This is a genomic window from Kocuria massiliensis (assembly GCF_900169715.1).
Lineage (GTDB): Bacteria > Actinomycetota > Actinomycetes > Actinomycetales > Micrococcaceae > Rothia > Rothia massiliensis.
Genome location: NZ_LT835161.1, coordinates 284,437 through 306,919, shown reverse-complemented (window position 1 = coordinate 306,919; position 22,483 = coordinate 284,437). Strand labels below are relative to the sequence as shown.

General features: G+C 61.3%; 17 protein-coding genes, 1 tRNA gene and 1 other RNA gene. 14 read left to right on the top strand and 5 right to left on the bottom strand.

Translation table 11 applies throughout. The annotated features are described in order from the left end of the window. Nucleotides 1-84: 84 nt before the first annotated feature. The gene (locus B9Y51_RS05610; protein ID WP_048683969.1) at nt 85-543 is read right to left on the bottom strand and encodes a ribose-5-phosphate isomerase; all 459 of its coding nucleotides are present in this window, start codon (nt 541-543) and stop codon (nt 85-87) included. 164 nt (nt 544-707) lie between these two features. Between B9Y51_RS05610 and B9Y51_RS05605 the strand changes: the two genes are divergently transcribed. Next, on the top strand, nt 708-1,157 hold the full coding sequence (locus tag B9Y51_RS05605) for an acyl-CoA thioesterase (RefSeq protein ID WP_048683971.1): 450 nt from the start codon (nt 708-710) through the stop codon (nt 1,155-1,157). 53 nt (nt 1,158-1,210) lie between these two features. Beyond that, on the top strand, nt 1,211-2,905 hold the full coding sequence (locus B9Y51_RS05600) for a long-chain-fatty-acid--CoA ligase (RefSeq protein WP_245826080.1): 1,695 nt from the start codon (nt 1,211-1,213) through the stop codon (nt 2,903-2,905). Between the two features lie 163 nt (nt 2,906-3,068). On the opposite strand, the gene brnQ is transcribed toward B9Y51_RS05600, so the two are convergent. Beyond that, nucleotides 3,069-4,481, bottom strand: coding sequence for a branched-chain amino acid transport system II carrier protein (gene brnQ / locus B9Y51_RS05595; RefSeq protein ID WP_048683974.1), 1,413 nt, complete (start codon nt 4,479-4,481; stop codon nt 3,069-3,071). 225 nt (nt 4,482-4,706) lie between these two features. Between brnQ and B9Y51_RS05590 the strand changes: the two genes are divergently transcribed. Beyond that, nucleotides 4,707-5,453 carry an SDR family oxidoreductase gene (locus B9Y51_RS05590; RefSeq protein ID WP_085529095.1) on the top strand — a complete coding sequence of 249 codons (747 nt, stop codon included), beginning with the start codon at nt 4,707-4,709 and terminating at the stop codon, nt 5,451-5,453. Between the two features lie 198 nt (nt 5,454-5,651). On the opposite strand, the gene B9Y51_RS05585 is transcribed toward B9Y51_RS05590, so the two are convergent. Beyond that, complete coding sequence (locus tag B9Y51_RS05585) at nt 5,652-7,259, bottom strand: helicase HerA-like domain-containing protein (protein WP_085529686.1); 1,608 nt, start codon at nt 7,257-7,259, stop codon at nt 5,652-5,654. Between the two features lie 175 nt (nt 7,260-7,434). Here B9Y51_RS05585 and B9Y51_RS05580 point away from each other — a divergent pair, with 175 nt between their 5' ends. Together B9Y51_RS05580 and B9Y51_RS05575 are read left to right on the top strand one after the other, a co-directional pair. Next, nucleotides 7,435-7,614, top strand: a complete 180-nt coding sequence (locus B9Y51_RS05580) for a hypothetical protein (RefSeq protein WP_048683981.1) — start codon at nt 7,435-7,437, stop codon at nt 7,612-7,614. 99 nt (nt 7,615-7,713) lie between these two features. Next, complete coding sequence (locus B9Y51_RS05575; RefSeq protein ID WP_048683985.1) at nt 7,714-8,148, top strand: VOC family protein; 435 nt, start codon at nt 7,714-7,716, stop codon at nt 8,146-8,148. Between the two features lie 793 nt (nt 8,149-8,941). Here B9Y51_RS05575 and B9Y51_RS05565 read toward each other — a convergent pair. Beyond that, nucleotides 8,942-9,026 (bottom strand) — tRNA-Ser (locus tag B9Y51_RS05565). 150 nt (nt 9,027-9,176) lie between these two features. On the opposite strand from B9Y51_RS05565, the gene ffs reads away from it, so the two are divergent. The 5 genes from ffs to B9Y51_RS05540 all read left to right on the top strand — a co-directional run bounded on the left by ffs (nt 9,177) and on the right by B9Y51_RS05540 (nt 15,911). Next, an RNA gene (gene ffs / locus B9Y51_RS05560) (signal recognition particle sRNA small type) lies at nt 9,177-9,272 on the top strand. A gap of 102 nt (nt 9,273-9,374) precedes the next feature. Further along, complete coding sequence (locus B9Y51_RS05555; RefSeq protein ID WP_085529093.1) at nt 9,375-12,365, top strand: DNA polymerase III subunit gamma and tau; 2,991 nt, start codon at nt 9,375-9,377, stop codon at nt 12,363-12,365. 60 nt (nt 12,366-12,425) lie between these two features. Then, nucleotides 12,426-13,388, top strand: a complete 963-nt coding sequence (gene recR / locus B9Y51_RS05550; protein ID WP_085529092.1) for a recombination mediator RecR — start codon at nt 12,426-12,428, stop codon at nt 13,386-13,388. Between the two features lie 243 nt (nt 13,389-13,631). Continuing rightward, entirely contained in the window at nt 13,632-14,933 is a 1,302-nt protein-coding gene (locus B9Y51_RS05545; protein WP_085529091.1) for an aspartate kinase, read from the top strand. 3 nt (nt 14,934-14,936) lie between these two features. Next, nucleotides 14,937-15,911 carry a 3-methyladenine DNA glycosylase gene (locus B9Y51_RS05540; RefSeq protein ID WP_085529090.1) on the top strand — a complete coding sequence of 325 codons (975 nt, stop codon included), beginning with the start codon at nt 14,937-14,939 and terminating at the stop codon, nt 15,909-15,911. A 114-nt stretch (nt 15,912-16,025) separates the two neighbouring features. Here B9Y51_RS05540 and B9Y51_RS05535 read toward each other — a convergent pair whose 3' ends face one another. Then, nucleotides 16,026-17,333, bottom strand: a complete 1,308-nt coding sequence (locus B9Y51_RS05535) for an ISL3 family transposase (RefSeq protein ID WP_048680651.1) — start codon at nt 17,331-17,333, stop codon at nt 16,026-16,028. A gap of 195 nt (nt 17,334-17,528) precedes the next feature. Between B9Y51_RS05535 and B9Y51_RS05530 the strand changes: the two genes are divergently transcribed. From B9Y51_RS05530 to purL, 4 genes are all read left to right on the top strand, one after another. After that, nucleotides 17,529-18,707: a polysaccharide deacetylase family protein gene (locus B9Y51_RS05530; protein ID WP_085529089.1), complete on the top strand. Its 1,179-nt coding sequence runs from the start codon at nt 17,529-17,531 to the stop codon at nt 18,705-18,707. A gap of 185 nt (nt 18,708-18,892) precedes the next feature. Next, a complete protein-coding gene (locus B9Y51_RS05525) occupies nt 18,893-19,144 on the top strand; it encodes a phosphoribosylformylglycinamidine synthase subunit PurS (RefSeq protein WP_085529088.1) in 252 nt (83 codons plus the stop codon). Nucleotides 19,145-19,146: 2 nt separating this feature from the next. Then, entirely contained in the window at nt 19,147-19,956 is an 810-nt protein-coding gene (gene purQ, locus B9Y51_RS05520; RefSeq protein ID WP_085529087.1) for a phosphoribosylformylglycinamidine synthase subunit PurQ, read from the top strand. A 34-nt stretch (nt 19,957-19,990) separates the two neighbouring features. Continuing rightward, the gene (gene purL, locus B9Y51_RS05515; protein WP_048684006.1) at nt 19,991-22,294 is read left to right on the top strand and encodes a phosphoribosylformylglycinamidine synthase subunit PurL; all 2,304 of its coding nucleotides are present in this window, start codon (nt 19,991-19,993) and stop codon (nt 22,292-22,294) included. Nucleotides 22,295-22,483 lie beyond the last annotated feature (189 nt).

Here is a 22,483-nt window from a genome sequence, read left to right as displayed (position 1 = left end):
CAAGAGTAGGGGCGCGGCGTCGTCGTTCATGGACCAGCCGGCAGGGTGTACAGCTGGCTGGCGTCATGTGTTTTCTGTGGGTTCTTAGTCCCCTTCGTATGCGCAAATGGCGTCAACCTTGGCAGCCGACGACGAGTTTGGGTCGAATTCCAGGTCCAGCCAGGCATCGACCAACGTGCGGGCGAGCTCCAAGCCGATCACGCGCTCCCCCATGCACAGGACCTGCGCGTTATTGGACAGCACGGACCGCTGCACCGAATAGATATCGTGAGCGGTCACGGCGCGGATCCCCTTGACCTTATTGGCCGAAATCGCGACGCCCAGGCCCGTGCCGCAGATCAGCAAGGCCCGGTCGGCCTCGCCGGCAATAACTTTTTCGCCGGCCGCAGTCGCCACGTTGGGGTAGTACGTCGAATCGTCCGTTCCCGTGACACCGACGTCGAGAACCTCATCGACGCGGTCATCGGCCAGGAGGTCCGCTTTCAAAGCTTCTTTGTAGTTGTATCCGGCGTTGTCCCCGCCAACCACGATCTTCAGTCCCATAGTGTGCTCCTCTCGACATCCGGCATAACCGCCAGTCACGCCCCATTATTTCGATTGGGGTCGCCCGATGCACTCTCTGCACGGAATTTCTCGCCGCGCCGCATGATGTGGACCGTTCTCGCTAGGATCGACGAGAACCCTCCCTGCGAAAGGACGATCCCTCCGTGACCGAATACCCCGCCTTTGCCGAGCCCGTTGACATTCGTTGGTCCGACCAAGACTTGATGGGCCACGTCAATAATGCCCGCATCCTGACCCTCGTCGAGGAATCCCGCATTTTGTGGCTGCGTTCCCTCAACGGTTGGGTCAGGGAAATCAACCCGACGGTCGTGGCTCGCACGGAAATCAATTACCGCAAACCGGTCCTCTACGGCCCCGAATTGGTCATTGAACTCGGCGTAGGGCGAATCGGCAGCTCGTCATATTCGATCACTTTCCGAGGTGTCCAGGAGGAATCCGTCGTGTTCGACGGCGTCAACGTCTTGGTCGGCGTCGATCCTGAGAAGCTCGCTCCCCGCCAACTCTCGGCAACCGAAGTTGAAATTTTGGAACGCTTCGGAACCTTCGACCCGGAACACCCAACTGATCTCTCACTGCCGCCCGTTTCTCGATAGTCGGAGGCGATTCCCGAAACCTCTTTGTGTCGTGTATCACTAGCGCGTATGCTGTGGCGCAATATCTCCACGGCGAGTACGCCAACGACAACGATGAGGCACGCATGCTCCAAGGACGGCCGGCCACTACCGGCGATGACTACCCGCTCAACATGACGTCGCTGTTCCGCTATGCGGCACAAACCTTTCCCGATAACACCGTCACCTACCGTGACTTTGAGGGCACGTGGCACCGGTCGACCTATCGAGAAGAATTCACGCGTATCGCCCGCATGGCCCATGCCCTGACGAGGATCGGCGTCGAGCCAGGAGACACCGTGGGCGTGCTCGACTGGAACTCACGGCGCCACCTCGAGTTGTATTTCGCGGTGCCTGCCCTCGCGGCGACAATGTTGCAGCTCAACCTCCGACTCGCGACGGAAGACCTCGGATATGTCATCGACCATTCCGAGGCCACGTGGGTGTGCGTCGATGAATCCTTGTTGCCCATGGCTGAAGCCCATCGGGACCAGACAAAGATCAAGGGCTGGATCGTCATGTCGGATCGCCCGTCGCACGAAATCGAGACAAATCTTCCCAACGTCGTCTTCCTTGAGGACCTCATGAACGACGAGTCGGAGGACGACACCTTCGAGTGGATCGACGAGAAAACGGCTGCCTACGCCGGATACACCACAGGAACCACAGGGCGCCCCAAGGGCATCTTGTATTCCCACCGAGCCATGTATCTCCATTCTTTGGGCGTGGTCTCCTCCATGACGATGACGTATAACTCGACGGTCATGCTCGTGACCCCGATGTTCCACGTGATGTGTTGGGGCTTCCCTCAAGCTGCGGTGGCGGCTGGAGCCCGGATCGTTCTCCCCGGACGCTGGCAGGCACAGGATATTGCCGTATTGGGTGACGCTCTAGCACGGGAAGCGGTGACCGTTACCAATGCGGCGCCGTCTATTTTGACGCCCCTGCTCGAGTACTTTCGCTCCTTGCCCGAACCGCCCCGGTTGGACGGTCTCAGCATCATCTGCGGCGCCAGCGAGCCACCGCTGTCTTTGATGCGAGGCTTCAAAGAAGTGGTCGGCGCGGACGTCGTGCACGCATACGGAGCTTCGGAGACCTCTCCCCTGGTCTCGACGAACCGGGAGTTGCCGCCCGCCCTTCAGCAGCTAGGAGAGGATGAGGCCTGGGACGTCAAACGGTCACAGGGCCTTCCCATGCTGGGCGCCGAAGTCAAGATTGTCGATCTCGAAGGTCGGCCTCAACCGCACGACGGCGAATCGGCCGGCGAGTTGCTGGTTCGGGGCCCGTGGATCACGACGTCGTACGTCAACCGGCCGGATACGCAAGACTGTTTCGATGATGGATGGTGGCGTTCAGGCGACGTCGGCGTGATCGACGCCCGCGGCTATATCAAGCTCACGGATCGCCTCAAGGACGTCATCAAGTCCGGCGGGGAGTGGATTTCCTCGATCGATATGGAAAACACCATCGTGGATCACCCCGATATCGCCGAGGCGGCCGTGATTGGCGTGCCCGACGAGACCTGGGACGAACGCCCCGTGGCCTATGTGGTCCCCCGCCCTGGAACGAATGTCACAGAGGCCAGCGTGTATGACCTCCTCGGGGCGCGATTCGCCAAGTGGCAGCTGCCCGAGCAAGTGATCATTGCCAACGAGCTCCCGCGCACTTCGGTCGGGAAGCTCAATAAGCGGCAGATGAGGGCGGACTTCGCCGCAGGCAAAGAGAACTGAGACTTCTTTGACGTGATTCCGAGCTTGCGTCGCGGCCCTCCTCAGGCCCTGCACAGGGTCGGTTCCTAGTATCGGAAGTACCTCATAGGTGCGAGTGATTGATGGAAGGACGGCCCCCGATATTCGGGGGCCGTCCTTTCGTGTATGGAGTTGTGGGTCGAAACTACGTGGTCGAAGTCCCTGCGACGTCGACGGCGCCAGTCCGTGCCTCCGCCTCGGAGACAGTTTCCCCACCGAGGGGAACGCCCTTCCTGGCTCCGCCGGCAAGATCCATGACAACGCCAATGACGGCGGCCACTACCGTGGGAACAAACCAACCGAGATCCTGCGCGTGCCCGGGCGACCACCCAATCAACGTCGTGATGAGATCCGTGCCCACGTTGAGTGAGCTGAGGGTCATGAGCGCGGCCCACAAGGTCGCCACCGTCAAAGCCAAGATGTAGGACCAGTGAAGGCGACGGCGGATCAGCGGTTCAATGAGAGTCAGCAAGATGAGCGTGATCGCCGGCGGGTACAGGAATCCCACGATGGGCCCCGCGATGGCAAGCACCGTCTCGAGTCCCGTCGTGGAGACCGCGAAGGAAATGAGGCAGAAGATCACCAACCATGCACGGTAGGAAACCTTGGGAACCAATTTATTGAAGTATTCCGAGGTTGCCCCGAGCAGGCCCACTGCGGTGGACAAGCATGCCAGGAGAACGATCAGACCGAACACTACGGTTCCCGGCGTCCCCATCGTTTGAGAGGCGGCGTCGGCCAACAACGCCGCGCCGTCCTGATATCCGGCGCCGTTGGGGATGAAGTTTCCGATGTATCCCAGCCCCAGGTAGATCAGGCCGAGGAATGCACCGGCGATGATGGCCGAAAGCCCAACACCGCGCACGAGCTTCGGGCCCGCTGGGAGACCCTTATGACGCAGTGCGGAGACGACGAGAATTCCGAATGCGAGAGCCGCGATGGAGTCCATCGTCAGATATCCGTTCACGAAGCCGGCGGGACCAGCATGAGTCGCGTAGTCGCCCGAAGCTTGTCCTGTGTGATGGTCGATCGTGAAGATGCCGAGAATGATCAAGACGGCCAGCAGGATTAACAGCGCCGGCGTCAAGTACTTGCCCAGCTTGTCGACGAGACCATTAGGGTCCAAGCACATCAGGAAAGCGACGATAAAGAATACGGCGGAGAACCCGGCCGCTGCACCTGTGGATTCCCAACCGAAAACTGGGGTTACGGCCGAAGAGAAGCTCACGGTGGCCGTACGTGGCAATGCGTAGAACGCGCCGATGGACAGATACGCCAAGATCGGGAAGATGAGCCCGAAGATCCGGCCGCCTCGTCGGGCGAGGTCTTGCACGTCGTTGCCGGTAATCGCCACGGCAATCACCGCGAGGACGGGAAGCAAGACGCCCGTACTAATGAAGCCAATAATGGCCGGCACAAAGTGTTCACCGGATTCAACGCCTACGATCGGCGGAATAATGAGATTTCCCGCCCCGAAAAACATTGAAAACAGCATCATTGCCGCGATGGCAATGACCCACCCGGACTTACTCTTTGGTTCTTGCGCTGTATGCGCCATGTGGTCTGGCATTCCTTTGCGTGCTCGTGATGATGGGCTGGGTTGCACCCCTTGCCCCCAGAGGGGACAAGGAATAAGGCTACCCGCGCACTGCCCACGGTGAGAATAGAGAACCGTTCCTATCTCGACTTCTGAACACCGGCTACAGCGTCCGGACATGGGTTTACGGTCCTTTGAGGACTACCGTGGAAGCAAGATCTCTTCCTGCGAGGAAAGGTAAATCACATGAACCGCATTGCCATTACTGGAGCCACGGGTTCCATCGGCCAACTCATTGTCGCCGAAGCCGAGAAGAAAGATCTTCAGGTCGTCTCCTTGAGCCGGTCCACCGGTATTGATTTGTTGACTGGCGCTGGTCTCGAGGAGGCTTTAGCCAATGTCGACGCCGTCATCGACGCATCGCAGGTCGGCGATCCGACCTCCGAAGACCCGGTGACGCCGATTCTTACCGGTGCGCGTCACCTCATCGATGCAGCGAAGTCCGCCGACGTCGGGAGATTGGTCATGCTGTCCATCAACGGAGTGCAAGACAAAGGCCTCCAGCAATTTCCGTTCTACGACGCCCGCGCACAGCAGGAAAAACTGGTCGCCGACTCAGGGCTCACCACCACGATCGTGCGTAGCTCGCAGTGGTTTGAGTTTGCGTTGAATCCGGCGGCGGTTACGGAGAACGACGAGAATGTCGTCGTTCAAGACTGGAACATCCAGCCGGCCGCCGCTTCTAGCATCGCCAGATATCTTGTCGAGGCCGCCCTGGGAGAACATGGCGACGGCGTCGTGACGGTGTGCGGACCGGATGCCATGCGGCTCCCCGCCCTCACCGAGGCCGTACTGGCTCATCGGGACGATGCGCGACCCGTTGACATTCAGGATCCTCCCTTGGCCGGCCTGGGCGACGGGACGCTACTGGCTCCGGAGGGTTCGGATCTCGTGGGGCCGACCCTGGATCAGTGGCTCAATACTTCGCACTGACCAGGACGATTACCGGCCGACGGGATGCACATGGAGCTGATTCGATGAATTCTTTCTGGTGTATACAAGGCTCCATTCAGTGCCCGCACAGGGTCGCGACCTAGAGTCGTAACTACCTCATAGGTGCGAGTGATTGATGTGAAACGGCCCCCGGTGTACACCGGGGGCCGTTTCGCGTCACCAGGTGCATTCGACGGCCTAGCCGAAGAATCCACCCTTACGCTTCCGACCACCACGTGAGGTTCCGAAGAGTCCGCGAACGAGTTCACGGCCAAGCTGGGACGCTACGTTGGTGCCCACACGCATCATGGCGTCGTTACGCTTTCTGCGCTCCCGCTCTTCATCCTTTTCCCGCTGAGCCTCAGAACGTTCCCGTTCCTGAGCCTCACGCTCGTCATCGCTCGGCTGCTTCTTTGAGGCGGGAGCTTCGGATGCTTGTTCCTGGCCGTCGCTGTCGCCTTCCTTCTGCTCGGTCAATTTCTCGAATGCCGAGTAGGAATCCACAACCTTCGAATATTTCGGCGCCAGCTCGCTCCCTTGAACCACCTTCTCCACGGTGGATGGGGAAGCCGGGGCCATGCGGGACTGCGGGGCATACATACGCGTCCAAGCCACCGGGGACGGAGCGCCGGTATCCGTCATCACCGTCACCACGGCTTCACCGATGCCAGCGGAGGTCAGAAGCTCCTCGAGATCGTACGCGGACTTGGGGAACGTTGAGACGGTAGCTTTAAGGGCCTTGGCGTCCTCTGGCGTAAAGGCGCGCAGGGCGTGCTGGACGCGGTTGGCCAGCTGACCGAGGACATCTCCGGGGACATCTTTGGGCGTTTGCGTGATGAAGAAGATTCCGACGCCCTTGGACCGGATGAGCCGCACCGTCTGAGTCACCGACTCGAGGAAGGCCTTCGACGCACCGTTGAACAACAGGTGTGCTTCGTCCAGGAAAAAGACGAGCTTCGGTTTGTCGACGTCGCCCACTTCAGGAAGGTGTTCGAAGAGATCCGCGAGAAGCCACATGAGGAATGTCGAAAAGAGCTGCGGCTTCGACTGGAGGTTAGATAGCTCGAGCGCCGAGATGATGCCGCGTCCATCCTGCGCCGTACGGAGAATTTCTTGGGTGTCGAACTGCGGCTCGCCAAAGAATTTGTCCATGCCGTCTGCCTCGAGGCCGACCAATTTGCGCAAGATGACGCCAGCGGTCGCTTTCGAGAGCCCTCCAAGCTCCGACAAGGCCTCTTTGCCTTCTGCGGAGGTCAAGAACTGAATCACGGCCCGCAGATCCGCGAGGTTATAAAGCTCCAGCTCATGTTGGTCGGCGTAGTGGAAAATCAACTGGAGACTCGACTCCTGCGTCTCGTTGAGTTCCATGACGCGGGACAAGAGGATCGGCCCAAAAGACTGAATCGTGGAGCGGATCGGCACGCCGGTGCCTTCGCCACCGAGCGTATAGAACTCCGTGGGGAAGGACTGCCCCTTCCACTCCTGGCCGATGGCCTGACTCCGCTTTTCCAACTTTTCGTTGCCTTCGCCAGCTTCGGCGAGCCCGGAGAGGTCTCCTTTGACGTCGGCGAGAAACACCGGGACGCCCTGGGCAGATAGTTGCTCGGCCATGGATTGAAGGGTTTTGGTCTTGCCCGTGCCGGTAGCGCCCGCAACGAGTCCATGCCGGTTCATCATCGACATCGGGAGGCTCACGGGAACCTCGGGATGAGGTTCCCCTTCACTCATCGCGGCGCCAAGACGCACCACGTCCCCGTCGAACTTGTATCCGTTCGCAATCTTTTCGAGCTGTTCGTCTGTAGCCATGACAGACACGTTACCGACCAGAACCTCCATCGAGGCGTCGTCTTACCTTAAATGTGGAAAACCATTGAGTACCTCGGAATCTGGGTCCGACAAGAGACGGCGCGCTGAATCCCAGATATTCTGGCGTGATGCGGGCACCTGCCCGCGATAATCCGACGCACCGTGGAGGCCCACCGTGAAAAAGATTCCCGATGTCTTCCTCGTATGTCTGTGCGTTTTTATGGTCGCCGTGGTTGCTGAGTTCATCATGGCCAGCATTGGCGGCGTCAATCCGTGGCTCCTCGTAGCCATCGTGGTGCTGTCGATCCCCGCAGCCATGGCGGCCGTTTGGTGGAGAAATCACAGGGACAACTAAGCAAAACCCTTCTCAGTTCAACGCATATTCACCTTAGAGTTGGACCATAGAGCCACCATTCGGGGATATTCCCCGTGCTCTGTCCAGAAGGAGCCCAGCATGTCCCTCCAATTGAATCCCTATCTAACCTTCACGGGTGACGCTCGCGCCGCGCTGAACTTCTACCACGAAACGCTTGGCGGCGATCTCACCGTTTCGACCTTTGCCGATTTCCAGGCTCCCGTGGACGAGAAAGACGCGGACAAGGTGATGCATGGTCAGTTGGCAACGCCCCACGGCCTTCTCATCTTGGCTTCCGACGGCGGAATTATGGACGCTGTCCCCCGCCAGATCGGTAATCCGCAGGTCGAGGTTGCCCTTCTCGGTAGTGCACAAACGGACGAGCAGGAAGCACGCGGTTGGTTCGAAGGCCTCTCGCAGGGCGGAGAAGTCACCATGCCGTTAGAAAAGGCTCCGTGGGGCGATGTTTTCGGCTCGTTTACCGACAAATTCGGCGTCCGCTGGATGATCAATCTCGAGGCCCCCAAGGCCTGAACGATGGCGATCTGACATGAGATGGGGCGGCGTCGAGCCAAGAAGTGCGACGCCGCCCGGCCTTGGATCATCGGAAAAATTCGTCGCCCGTAACAAGAACGGCGATAGGAGGGGTGAATCCCCAAGGCATCGGCGATCGGTCCACCGCAACAACCCGCTCGCTAACCCCACGTCATGCGAGAAGTACGGCTTACCTGCCGATGCATACGAGGCTACTCCTGGCCCGTGACGACAACTCGGAGAGCTTGCGGTCCACCCACGGCCTGTGCGCCACATCACCCATAATCAGAAGCGAATCCTTCACATGGAGAGAGTCGCCAGCAGAAAATCGTTGTGACGAACATCAAATTTTGGGGCGGGCTGCTTCACCCCATACGCCGACAACAGCCCGGGCACTCGATCACGAAAAGAATGCTTCCCGCTCGGAACGCCTCCGGCTCGCAGCCTCTGGAACTCCGGTTTCCGCAGGCCGGCCCCGCCTTGCTCCCGACGCCGTCACGCCGATGGCGGCATAGATCAGCAGTGCAACGACGCCGCCTAACGCAACCAGACTCGTCACCATCAGTATCGACATAAGACCAACTAAAGCCATCTTCCAAACCTCCTCTTAGTGTGTCTGCTTGTCACGCTAGCTCTCGTGGCCTGCTCCGAGCAGTAGAGATGGGTCTACTTCCCCACCGGGGCACCATGAAGTTGCCTCTCTTCCAGCGGAATGGCGGGAAACTCGTCGGTGCCAGAACATAAAAAACCGGCCCCGACCAGTGTTTCCACTAGTCGGGGCCGGTTTCATGGGCGGAGGATGGGGGATTTGAACCCCCGAGGGCGTGAACCCAACACGCGTTCCAGGCGTGCGCCATAGGCCGCTAGGCGAATCCTCCAGGCGTTGCTCGGTCTTACTAGACCTCACGAAAGCGAACGGATACGAGCTTACACATGCGCCAGAGGCCCTGACAACTTGTGGGATCGAAAGGTGTCACACGCCACGGGATTCTCGGTGTGACAGCACTCGTCGCCTGGGCTAAACTATCGGAAGCCCCTCGCGTGGCGTCATCTTAGAAAATCCCCCAGGACCGGAAGGTAGCAAGGGTATTTAGGCTCTGACGGGTGCGCGAGGGGTCTTATTCGTTAAAGACTCGGATCCGTATGTGGCGAGAATTCAGGGCGCTGCATCCACAGACTGGAAGACGCTTCTTAAAGTGTCAGTCGGAACCAGTAGGGTTTCATATGTGAGCACAGCCCTGTATCGCCGTTACCGCCCCGAGACGTTTGACGACGTCATCGGGCAAGAACACGTGACCGCGCCCCTCATGACCGCGCTTCAAAAGAACCGCGTCAACCACGCCTATCTTTTTTCAGGCCCCCGCGGGTGCGGTAAAACCACCTCCGCACGAATCCTGGCCCGCTGTCTCAATTGTGTGCAGGGCCCCACGGCTCACCCTTGCGGTGTGTGCCAGTCATGCCAAGACCTCGCTCGCGACGGCGCAGGCTCCCTCGACGTCATCGAGATGGACGCAGCGTCCCACGGCGGTGTGGACCACGCCCGCGATCTCCGAGAACGCGCGACCTTCGCCCCCGTGCGCGACCGCTACAAGATTTTCATCATCGACGAGGCCCACATGGTCACGAGGGAAGGCTTCAATGCCCTCCTGAAAATCGTCGAAGAGCCCCCGGAACACATCAAATTCATCTTTGCGACCACCGAGCCCAATAAGGTGCTCGGAACCATCCGCTCCAGAACGCATCACTACCCCTTCCGTTTGGTCGCCCCGGAGGTTCTCCGCGGATACCTCACGGAACTGTGCGCCAAAGAAGATGTGCAGATCGAGCAGGGCGTTTTGCCTCTTGTGGTGCGCGCCGGTGGCGGCTCCGTGCGAGATTCTCTATCCGTTCTGGACCAGCTGATGGCAGGTGCCGATGACGACGGCATCACCTACGATCTTGCCGTGGCACTCCTCGGCTTCACCCACGCGGAGTTGCTCGACGGCGTCGTCGACGCATTCGCCGCAGGCGACTCCCCCGCCGTATTTCATGCCGTGGATCGAGTGATCCAGACAGGGCAAGATCCCCGACGCTTCGTGGAAGACCTCCTCGAACGCTTCCGAGATCTCATTATCATCAAGGCCGTACCCGACTCTGCCGGCCAAATTCTGCACGGTATGCCCGAGGACCAGATTGACCGGATGCGTGCGCAAGCCACCCAGCTTGGCTCTTCGGAACTGTCACGAGCGGCCGACATTTCCAATACCGCCCTCACGGACATGACCGGCGCCACGAGCCCACAGCTTCACCTCGAGTTGCTGTGCGCCCGAATTCTCCTACCCACCGCAGACGACTCCTCACGCGGCGTCAACGCCCGCGTGGACCGATTGGAACGGCGCGTCAACATGGGCGAAGTCGGTGCCGTGCCGGCCCCGTTACACAACGACCCAGCCGCCGTCACCACCCCAGAAACCCCTGCCGAGCATCTTGCTTCCCAGCGTGAGGACACCCCGCCCGCCCAGGAACCCGCTGGGAAGAAAGCGGCATTGTCGATGGCTCGTGGTAACCGGGAGACCTCGAACCCACAGAGCACTGAATCGGCCGAGCCGCAGGCCTCGCCCGCCGCTCCGGTTGCTCCGTCGGAGAACCAACCCGAGCCCGCCGTTTCACGCCCGGCTACGCCCGAACCGGTCCAGGCCGAACCCAACACGACGCCGTCGGACGGCAACGATCAGGTGACCATGATCGAACGCTCGTGGGCAGACATCATCACCTCCGTCGGGAAATACTCCAAGGTCGGGCAAGCGACCTTCCGGGAATGTCGGCCCACGCGCTTCCAGGCCGGAACCCTGTACGTCAATTCGACGGGACCGGGAATCCAGTCGCGCGTGGAACGTTTCGCCTCGGCACTCTCCAGCGCGCTCAAGGACACGCTGGGGATCGACTGCCGCGTTGCACTGGACGACGGCCCCAGCGGCGGCCCGGGCGGTGGCACCGTAGACCCATCAGATCCGGCACCGAACCGCCCCACACAACAGCAGCCGCGCCGCCAAACCATCGCTTCCGCCAATGCCGATGGTGAGGACTGGCCCACCGACGCTGCCTGGAACCAGGCCGCGCAGCAAGCGCAGTCAGTTTCTGCGCCCGCGCCTCAGAACCGAGAGCGCCCGGCTTCCACGGCGGAAGAATCGGCGACCATTCCCGAAGGACCCCGAGGCGGTGAAAGTGCCTGGCAACAGCACGGCACGCCTCGCACCGAAGAACCGCAAAACCCCCAATGGTCCGACGACGAATCGGGCGAGTCCTTCAGCGGTTGGCAGGTCGCCCAGATCCCCTCTGACGACCCGTCCACTGAATCGACCACGAGCCATGCCGCGCCAGACACTGCGGCCCCCGAAAGCTCGGCATCTTCTCCGGCGAAGGAGAACGCTCACGGCCATCTCCGAGTCATCTCCGACGACACGGCTACGGCCCCCTCTCGTGGAAGCGACTCCACCGTCGATCCCGCGGGTGGCGAGTCGACCGAAGCCGCATCCTCCGAGACACCGGCCCAAGAAAATGGCCAGGAGGCCCCTGCCCAACCCGAGACATCCGAACCGGCACATGACTGGTCGATGGCGGCCCGCAGTGCGGGCGCTCCCGGCAAGGCCGTCGATGGTCGCACGTGCGGTTGGAGATACTCAGGCCCCGAGTCTGAAGAAGGCGCCAGCGAGCATCCCTCCAAGTGGGGCCAAAGAACACCGCATCTGACGGAAGTCGGCGGCACCTCTAATACCCGAACGGATGACGCCCCGGCCTCAGAGCCATCCCCACGCCGCACGGACAAGTCCGAACGCCACCTTCACGCGGTTCACAACAATGAACAGGGCGATGGCGCCCCTGGGCCCGATTCCTCGGTTGAGGAAAGTAACGCACCCGAGAATTCGGTGTCGGCCGATCCCTCAAGAACGCAAGAATCCTCCGGCGTCGAGGCGTCAAAGCTTTCGTTCCGCGAAAGGCACGCGGCCGCCATCGCCGCCGGGTCCACGCAAAATCCCGAGCAGCAGATGGTTCGTGGACGTCACGGTGACGTTCCCGTCGACCCGAATGCTCCCGAGCCGCCCGAGGACGACTGGGAGAATTTCGAGCCATCCTCACAAGACGAAGACGTCGAGGATTCCGCAGTATTCGGTCAAGCCGCCATTGAGACCATTCTCGGAGGGCGAGTCTTGGAAGAACGACCGCATCATCGGGGCTGATCCCCACAGACGACGAACAATCCGGCGGACCCATCCGATTCGCCGCAGAAGCGAGGATTCATGTATCAAGGAGCCGTTCAGGACCTGATCGATGAGTTGGGGCGACTACCCGGCGTCGGGCCCAAATCCGCACAACGCATCGCGTTCTACATCCTCAACTCGCCCGCCGACGAAATGGCGCAGCTGGCCTCGGCTATTACGACGGTCAAAACCAAAGTCTCCTTCTGTGAGATTTGTGGGAATATCTCGGAAACGCCGAAGTGCTCCATCTGCCGAGACGCACGGCGCGACGGATCGCTGATATGCGTCGTCGAAGAGCCCAAGGATGTTTCCGCCATCGAACGCACGGGGAGCTTCTCCGGTCGATACCACGTACTGGGCGGATCGATTAACCCGATGCAGGGCATCGGCCCGGACCGTTTGCGTATCCGGGAACTTGTGACGCGACTGGCCGACGAGGAGATCCAAGAAATCATCCTCGCCATGGACCCCAACCTCGAAGGCGAGGCAACCGCCACATACCTCTCGCGCATGCTGACCCCCATCGGCATCACGGTCTCCCGGCTAGCCTCGGGGCTTCCGGTCGGTGGCGACCTCGAATACGCCGATGAAATAACCCTCGGAAGGGCCCTCGAGGGACGTCGGATCCTCACGGCCGGGCAGCGGCAAGCCCAGCAAAGCTCACCGCCGGATCCCCAGCCCGCCGAAACGGCCGCGGACGAGCGGGACGCACCGGAAACATCTGCCGAAGAATCCCTCGCACCTTCCGCTTCTCCCGAGGGCGAGGATTCATCCACAGGTAGTCACCACAACCACGACGCCGATGACACCAGCGAACCAGAGGCTTCCGACTCGGACGTCACCCAATCCAGGGATGACGGCCAGCGGCCCTCGGACCAGAACGCCCCGACTGCGCAAGAATCGAGCACCGGAATCCTCGAAGCGCCCGAGGAACCGACGGTGCCCCGTCGATACCCCACCCCGCGTCGTGGCGAGAAGTTTGCCAATCCTTGGGCCGAGTAAGCGTCGTCATGTCCCGGGGAAACATTGAGTACAACCGTTCAAAGGTGACTTGAGTCCCAACTGTGACGCGGTAAAGGCCCGCACCGCGTCTTGTCGTGTCACATAGTGGGATTGCGTTCACGTATGAGCGTAATGATCACTGACCGACTAATCTGAGGTTCGATTCTCAAACCGTGCCTCACGGTGACGAGTAGCTCCAGATCATCGGGAGCCCACCAGAGACCAGTTCCGCAAGGGAGACCCATGAGCCTCATCGTTCAGAAATTCGGCGGTTCGTCCGTTTCGGACGCCGAGGGTGTCAAACGAGTCGCCCGTCGTATTGTCGAGGCCAAAAACCAAGGGCACGACGTCGTCGTGGTGGTTTCCGCCATGGGCGACACGACCGACGAACTCTTGGACCTCGCCGCCGAGGTCAATAACGGCGCGCAAGCCAGCCGTGAGCTCGACATGCTCCTCACCGCGGGCGAACGCATTTCCATGTCCGTTTTGGCCATCGCGATCCACGGGCTGGGCGCCACCGCACAATCTTTCACGGGATCCCAGGCCGGAATCATCACCGACGGCGTGCACGGGAGCGCCCGTCTCGTCGAGGTTCACCCCGATCGCATCCGCGAATCCTTGGACGCAGGCAATATCGCCATCGTCGCCGGATTCCAAGGAATGAATCGGCAAACCCGTGACATCACCACGCTGGGACGAGGCGGTTCAGACACCACGGCCGTTGCCCTCGCCTCGGCACTCGGCGCAGACTTCTGCGAAATCTATTCCGACGTGGACGGCGTCTTTACCGCAGACCCACGCATCGTGAACACGGCCCACAAACTCAACGAGGTCTCGAGCGAAGAGATGCTCGAGATGGCTGCCAATGGTGCCAAAATCCTGCACCTGCGTTGCGTGGAATACGCTCGCCGCTTCAAGATAAAATTGCACGTCCGGTCGTCATTCAGTGACCTCGAAGGAACGTGGGTCATCCCCAATTCCACCGATGCCGATGCCGACGGGCACGACCTGACGAAGGAGATCCCCTTGGAACAGCCCCTCATCTCCGGTGTGGCTCACGACCGGACCCAAGCCAAGATCACCGTGGTCGACGTCCCCGACGTGCCCGGCTACGCTTCAAAGATCTTCGGTTCGCTCAACGACGCCAAGATCAACCTGGACATGATCGTGCAAAACGTCTCCACTCGCTCGGAGGCCCGCACCGACATCTCCTTCACCCTCCCGCAGGACCAGGGCGATGAAGCGCTCGAGGTCCTTGAGAAGGTCCAAGACGACATTGGCTTTGCCTCCATCGAGTACAACGACGCGATCGGAAAGCTGTCCCTCGTCGGCGCCGGCATGAAATCCAACCCCGGCGTTTCCTTCCAGTTCTTCGACGCGCTCTCCAAGGCCGGGGTCAACATCGACATGATCTCGACCTCCGAGATTCGCATCTCCGTGATCACCCGTGCCGACCTCCTCGACCAGGCCGTGCGCGCCGTCCACACCGCATTCAACCTCGACTCGGAAACCGAAGCTACGGTTTACGGAGGCACCGGGCGCTGACCTATGGCCCTACACGACGCCGCTGGCCCCACCTCCGTCGCGCCCGTCGCTTTGGCGGGTGCCCAGTGGCGTCCCCTCGCGGTTGAACACCGCGAACGGGCGGCGATCTATACGGAGCCCTTCCTGGAGCGACGTCATCACGGACGCAAGCACCCGGTAGAAGACTTCCTCTTCACGTACTACACGCTGAAGCCAGGTCAGCTCGCGCGCTGGCACCCCGGGCCTGGCGTCATCCTGCTCGACGCCGACGACAGGGCCGACTGGAAATTCTACCGTCGGCCCACTGAGAGCGAACTTCAGGCTGCGGGGCTTTCGGCCGATGACGCCGCACATCAACGCCACCACGCGGTGATCGCGGACCTTGACGCGTTCCACCATGCACGCTCGTCCGCCATCGATTTCACACGAGACCTCCTCACACGCACCTCGGCCAAACCCGGCAACTTCGGGTGCTTCGGGATGCACGAATGGGCGATGGCTTACCGCTCGGAAGAACAAGACATCCGCCACGAGTATTTGGAGCTCCGGCTAGGCGCTGAGGGGACGGACGAGGTCGTCGAATCGCACCGGATCCATTGCACGCATTTTGATGCTTTCCGCTTTTTCCAACCGCAGGCCAGGCCACTCAACGACATTCAGCCAACCCGTGAGGACCAGCGCTACCTGGAACAGCCGGGATGCCTCCACGCCAATATGGACATCTATAAATGGGCGTACAAGCTGCTTCCCATCGTGGACTCGGACCTCCTCATGGACAGTTTCGAATTGTCGTGGCAGATTCGCGAGATGGATATGCGCGCGGCACCTTACGATCTCTTGGCGTGGGGTTACGAACCGATCCAGATCGAGACGGCGCACGGCAAGAAGCAGTATGTGTCGATGCAACGCGAATTTGCGGCCCGTTCGGTTGGTCTCCGCGAACGACTCCTGGAGAGGATCCACCAGGCCGAGACTCTCCGCCAGGGCAAACAGGCCTAGCCACCCAGAGGGAAAATAGAAGCGGGCGCCCGGCAAAATACCACGCCATAAGACGGACCAAAAAACCTTAAAATTTTCCCAGCAATATTTGCGCACATCCCCAAATATGGCTCTTCACAATTCGGGGTGTAGGTGTGGTCTGAATCCGCCGGCTTCGAGGAGTGCGCGGGCGATGTAGTTGGTGAGGTTGCGGAAGCCGAGGGCCAGGCCACGCAGGTGCTCGAGGCGACCGTTCACGGCTTCGGTAGGTCCGTTGCTCGTGCGCGGCCGGTCGAAGTAGGCCAGGACGTCGCAGGCGCGTCTGGTCAGGGTGCGGCCGAGCTTGCGCAGTTCTACCAACGCCTCAGGCACACTGTCGGCGAGGGCGTCGATCACGGAGCTCATCTCGACGCGGCCGGCTGCCCGGTCGGGGTGACGGTAGGCGGAGATCATGCGCTGGTAGATCCCCCAGGTGCACTCGACTTGCACGTGCCGGTCCCCAGCGAAGAGCTTGTCAAGGCGCTCGTGCTGGCGGTCGGTGAGCAGGTCAGCCCCGGTGTGCAGGGTCCGCCGCGCGGTGTAGAGCGGGTCGCCCTTGCGTCCGCGGTGTCCGTGCAGTTCCTGCTGGACTCGGCGGCGGCACTCATCGAGAGCGTCCCCGGCCAACCGGATGACGTGGAAGGGATCCATAACCGTGACGGCGTCCGGCAGCTCCTCGGTGGTGGCGGTCTTGAAGCCCGCGAACCCATCCATGGCCACGACCTCGATCCCATCGCGCCAAGCCTGGTCCCGCTCGGCCAGCCAGTCCTTGAACGCCTTCTTCGACCGACCTTCGACCACGTCCAGCAGGCGTGAGGGCCCGGTGCCGTCCCGGACCGGGGTGAGGTCGATGATCACGGTGACGTACTTGTCACCGCGCCGGGTGTGCCGCCACACGTGCTCATCGACCCCGACGACCTTGACACCGTCCAGGCGGGTCGGGTCCTCGATGAGCAGACGCCGGCCCTCAGCCAGGACCGCGTCGTTGGCGGTGTTCCACGCCACGCCCAGTCCTTCGGCAACTCGGGCCATCGACAGGTGGCCGACGACGATCCCGACCAGACCCCACCGCAGGCCGGCGCGGGAGATCTTGGCCCGCGGCGGCGCCGCAGCGGTGGTGTCCTGACGCCACACGTGCGAGCACTCCTTGCAGCGGTAGCGGCGCACGGTGAGCACCAGCGTGGTAGGGCGCCACCCGAACGGCTCGTGCGCCAACTCCCTGCTCACCGTGTCACGGGGCACGCCCTGGCAGCCGCACCGCCTGCACCAGTCGTCCGGCTCCACGACCCGGCACGCCAGCACGGACCGGTCAGGCTCGAGCAGCTGGCCGGTGACCTCCAGACCGAGGCCGTCGAGGCGGGTGAAGGTAGTCAGGTCAGGGCGCGTGAAGGTAGCGTCAGGCACGTCGAGGTCTTCCGGACGGGTTGTGTGAGAACTCCCATCATCGGAAGACCTCGACCCTCACCCCGACACCGACGCGCCGCCCCAGGTCGCACCACAGCTACACCCTCATCTGTGAAGAGCCCCAAATATCACTCAGCTTATGAAAATCTGGAGTGGCCATGGAGGAAACCGAATATCGTTAGGAAGTAATTTCCGGTGTCCATCTCTCGTCGTGCAACCATCCTCTCCGCCTCAGGTTTTGCTGGGGCATTTCTTCTCAGCGCATGCGGCCAGACGGGAGGCGGCGATACGGGCAAATCCTCGGCGTCGCCCTCCTCCGCTTCGGCCTCGTCCTCAGCCTCCCCCAGCCCTTCCCAGAAGCTAGTGACCTGGCCAGACAACGCGGCGGTATCCCACCTGTTCTTCCATTCCTTGGTGGCCGATCCCAAGAGGGCCTTCGATGGTGACGAGGACGCCAACGGCTACCTCGATTACATGGTCACGATCAAAGAGTTCAAGAGCATCCTCCAGCAGACATACGACCGTGGATACATTCTTGTCAGCCCCCATCAGCTCTATACGGCGTCTCCAGACGGTGCCGTCACACCCAAGAAGCTCGATATTCCGGAGGGCAAGAAGCCTCTGGTCATCTCCTTTGACGACCTGTCATATTACGAATACATGAATGGTGACGGATTCGCGGACCGGTTGACCGTCAAGGACGGCAAGGTCGTCAACGAATATCACGATGCTTCCGGGAAAAAGCTCACCGGAGCGTACGATCATCTGCCCATCGTGGATGAATTCCTCGAAGAGCACCCCGATTTCTCCCACGACGGCGCCAAGGGCGTCATCGCAATGACCGGATACAACGGCGTTCTCGGATACCGCACGTCGGATTACTCGTATAAGGACAGCAATAAGAACCTGGCCGAAGACAAGAAAAAGGCGAAGGACGTTGCTGACGCCATCAAGGCCAGCGGTTGGGAATTTGCGAGCCACTCCTGGGGCCACATCAATTTCACGACGTCGCCCCTGGAACAGATTCGCGAAGACAACGAAAAATGGCAACGAGAAGTGGCACCCCTCATTGGGGCAACCGATTTGCTCATTTATCCGTTCGGCGCGGATATCGCCAAAGTCGAAGACTATTCCGGTCCAAAATTCGATTACCTCAAATCGCAGGGCTTCAATGCTTACTTCAACGTGGATGCTTCCACCCCGGCCTGGGGACAGTTGCGTCCGAACTACCTGCGCGAAGCTCGCATCAACGTCGATGGCATCTCGCTGAAACATGCGATCGAAGGTAAGCCATCACCTCTGCCGGACTTTTTCGATCCGAAATCCGTGTTGGATCCTGCTCGACCCAAATCAATCTCGGGGTCCGGTTCTTAATAACCCCACCGTCATCGGTTATCCACAGCTGAACCATCGCGGCTACGACGAGCCTCAACAACGGCTAAACTGATGTAGCAAGCTCGCGGAGCGTCTTGGTACTTCGTGTCCGACGTGAGACGGCACCGGTGCCCGCGCGCCCAATTACACCAACCGCGTACCCAACCCGCGTACAGGAGCGACGGATGCCCCGGATCATTGTTGACGTCATGCCCAAGCCAGAAATTCTCGACCCGCAGGGCAAGGCCATCGCCCGCGAACTGCCGCATATCGACATCAGCGGATTCACGGAAGTCAGGCAGGGGAAAAGGTTCGAGCTGACGGTCGAAGGCGACGTGACACAGCGTCATCTCGACGAAGCCCGCAAGGCCGGCGAGGAAATCCTCTCGAACCCCGTCATCGAAGACGTCGTCAACGTCTCCGTCGCGGAGGACTAATCATGACTCAGTCCCTCTCCGCCACCGAAGTTCCCCTGATCGCGGATTTCTCCGCAAACAACCCCGACGAGCGCCTCGCGGATGTTCGGGTCGGCGTCGTCACTTTCCCGGGCACCCTGGATGACCGCGACGCCGCCCGCGCTGTGCGACTCGCCGGGGGAACTCCCGTTCCGCTCTGGTACAAAGACACCGATCTCCTCAACGTCGACGCCGTCGTCGTCCCCGGCGGGTTTTCGTATGGCGACTACCTGCGCGCCGGCGCCATCGCTGCCAAGGCCCCGCTCATGGCCAAGGTTTACGACGCCGCTACGGCTTCGGGCACGTCGGGGTCCTCGCCGCTTCCCGTACTCGGCATCTGCAACGGTTTCCAGATCCTCACAGAAATGCACCTCTTGCCGGGTTCCATGATCAAGAACGATCACCTGACCTTCATTTGCCGAGATCAGCGGCTGCGGGTCGAGACCACCCAGACACCCTGGACGGCCGACTTGGAGCGGGGCGGAGAGATCGTCGTGCCGCTGAAGAACCAGGACGGTCAGTACGTCGCCGATGATGCGACCCTTCGGGCCTTGGAGGAAGAGAACCGCGTGGCTTTCCGGTACGTCGGGGGCAACCCGAACGGTTCCCGCCAAGACATTGCCGGTGTCACCAACGAGCGCGGCAACGTCGTCGGGCTCATGCCTCACCCGGAACACGCTGTCGAACCCGGGTTCGGCCCCTCCGCTTCGGGATCGGGCGACGTCGCCATGAGATACGGCACCGACGGCCTCAGCATCTTCACGTCCCTGATCCGCCAGATCGCCGCCGCCTGATCTTTCGATCCGACCCCAAGGATTTTCACGCATCATGAATGACCAGCAGTTCAATCTGGACACCGTCGAGCACGCCGCCTCCACACCGGACACGGACCTCCCCTGGGCCGAGCTCGGCCTCAAAGACAACGAATTTGAAGACATCAAGAAGATCCTCGGGCGCCGCCCCACGGCCGCCGAGTTGGCGATGTACTCGGTGATGTGGTCCGAGCACTGTTCCTACAAATCTTCCAAGGTTCATCTGAAACAGTTCGGCGCCAAAGTCACCGAGGAGATGAAGAAAGACCTGATGGTGGGCATCGGCGAAAACGCCGGTGTGACGGATATCGGCAACGGTTGGGCCGTGACCTTCAAAATCGAGTCCCACAACCATCCCTCGTATGTGGAGCCATATCAGGGTGCTGCAACCGGCGTCGGCGGCATCGTTCGCGACATCATCTCGATGGGCGCCCGCCCGGTGGCCGTGATGGACCCGCTGCGTTTTGGTGCCATCGATCACCCGGACACGCAGCGCGTCGTCCACGGTGTCGTTGCGGGCGTGGGCGGATACGGCAATTCTCTGGGCCTGCCGAATATTGGCGGTGAGGTGGAGTTTGACCCCTGCTACCAAGCAAATCCGTTGGTCAATGCCTTGGCCGTGGGCGTCATGCGACACGAGGACATCCGCCTCGCCAACGCGTCCGGCGTTGGCAATCAGGTCATTCTCTTCGGCGCGCGCACCGGCGGAGACGGCATCGGCGGGGCCTCGGTGTTGGCCTCCGAATCCTTCGATGACGCCAAGCCCTCCAAGCGTCCAGCGGTTCAGGTGGGTGACCCCTTCGCCGAAAAAGTGCTCATCGAATGCTGCCTCGAACTCTTCAAGGGGTCGGTCGTCGAAGGGATCCAGGACCTCGGCGCCGCTGGCATTTCGTGTGCCACCTCGGAGCTGGCTTCCAATGGTGAGGGCGGGATGCACGTTGACCTCACCAAGGTTCTGTTGCGGGATAGCACCCTGACCCCGGGCGAAATCCTGATGTCCGAGTCTCAGGAACGCATGATGGCCGTGGTGACCCCGGAAAACATGGCCCGATTCGAAGAAATCATGGCCAAGTGGGACGTCGAATATTCCGTCCTCGGCGAGGTCACCGACTCCGGTCGGCTCGTCATCGAATGGAACGGCGAGGTGATCGTTGACGTTGATCCACGCACCGTCGCCCATGAAGGCCCCACCTACGAACGCCCCTACGAGCGCCCTTCGTGGCAGGACACCACGCAGGCGGACCGGTTCACCGGGTCGGCCGCGGATGTGGACCGTCCGGCCGGCGCGGAGCTCGGGCAGGCGGTGCTCGATCTCATGTCCACGCCGAACTTGTGCTCCAAGGAATGGGTTACGAATCAATACGACCGTTACGTCCAAGGCAATACCGCGCTTTCCCAGCCCGACGACGCCGGTGTGATCCGTGTCGATGAGGAATCCGGCCTCGGTGTCGCCCTCTCGACGGATGCCAACCCCCGGTACGCCTATCTTGATCCGTACGAAGGTGCCCGAGCCTCCCTCGCGGAGTCTTACCGGAACGTTTCGACCTCCGGTGCGCGCCCGGTTGCGGTTTCCGACTGCCTCAACTTCGGTTCCCCAGAGGACCCCGAGGTCATGTGGCAGTTTGCGGAGGCCGTGCGCGGCTTGGCCGACGGCTGTATGGAACTCGGCGTACCGGTCACGGGCGGCAACGTGTCCCTGTACAACCAAACGGGTGGTCGCGCCATCAATCCCACCCCGGTGGTGGCGATGATGGGCGTTCTCGACGACGTCGGCCGGCGGACTCCCTCGGGATGGGCTTCCACCGAGGACGGCAACGCCATCTACCTGTTGGGAACCACCGCGGATGAGCTCGACGGATCCGAATGGGCGCGAATGAAGGGCCACTTGGGTGGCCTCCCTCCCAAGGTAGATTTGGCTCAAGAGAAGCTCCTGGGCGACATCCTCGTGAACATGTCGCGCGACGGCATGATCGATGCCGCACATGACCTTTCCCAAGGTGGCCTCGCGGCGGCCCTCGCAGACTCTTGCCTCCGCTTCGGCGTCGGCGCCCGCATCGGACTGGGCGAGGTCGCCGAGCGTGACGGCGTCGACGAATTCACCCTGCTGTTCTCCGAATCGCAGGGCCGGGCCATTTGTTCGGTGCCTCGGACGGAAGAGGTGCGGTTCAAGGACATGTGCACCGCCCGTGGTTACGCCTTCGCTCGGATCGGCGTCGTGGACGCCGTCAACGACGCCTTGGATCTCCAGGGCATCGCGAGCATCGGCCTCGAGGAGCTACGCGAGGCCTGGTCCGGTACCTTGCCTCGGCACTTCGGCTAGAGCATCAATCCGCCTGACCCTTGCGGTGGCCGTCCACGTCGCGACGGCCACCGCAAGGGCAGCACCCCGTGTCCTCTCCGGGCATGTCTTCTCACAGATTCCGACGACGCCGGAGATCCGCCCACGTCATGGGCCATTCACCATGTGTCGCACGGCACTGTTGGTCTCCAAATACTCCACCCCTCTCTA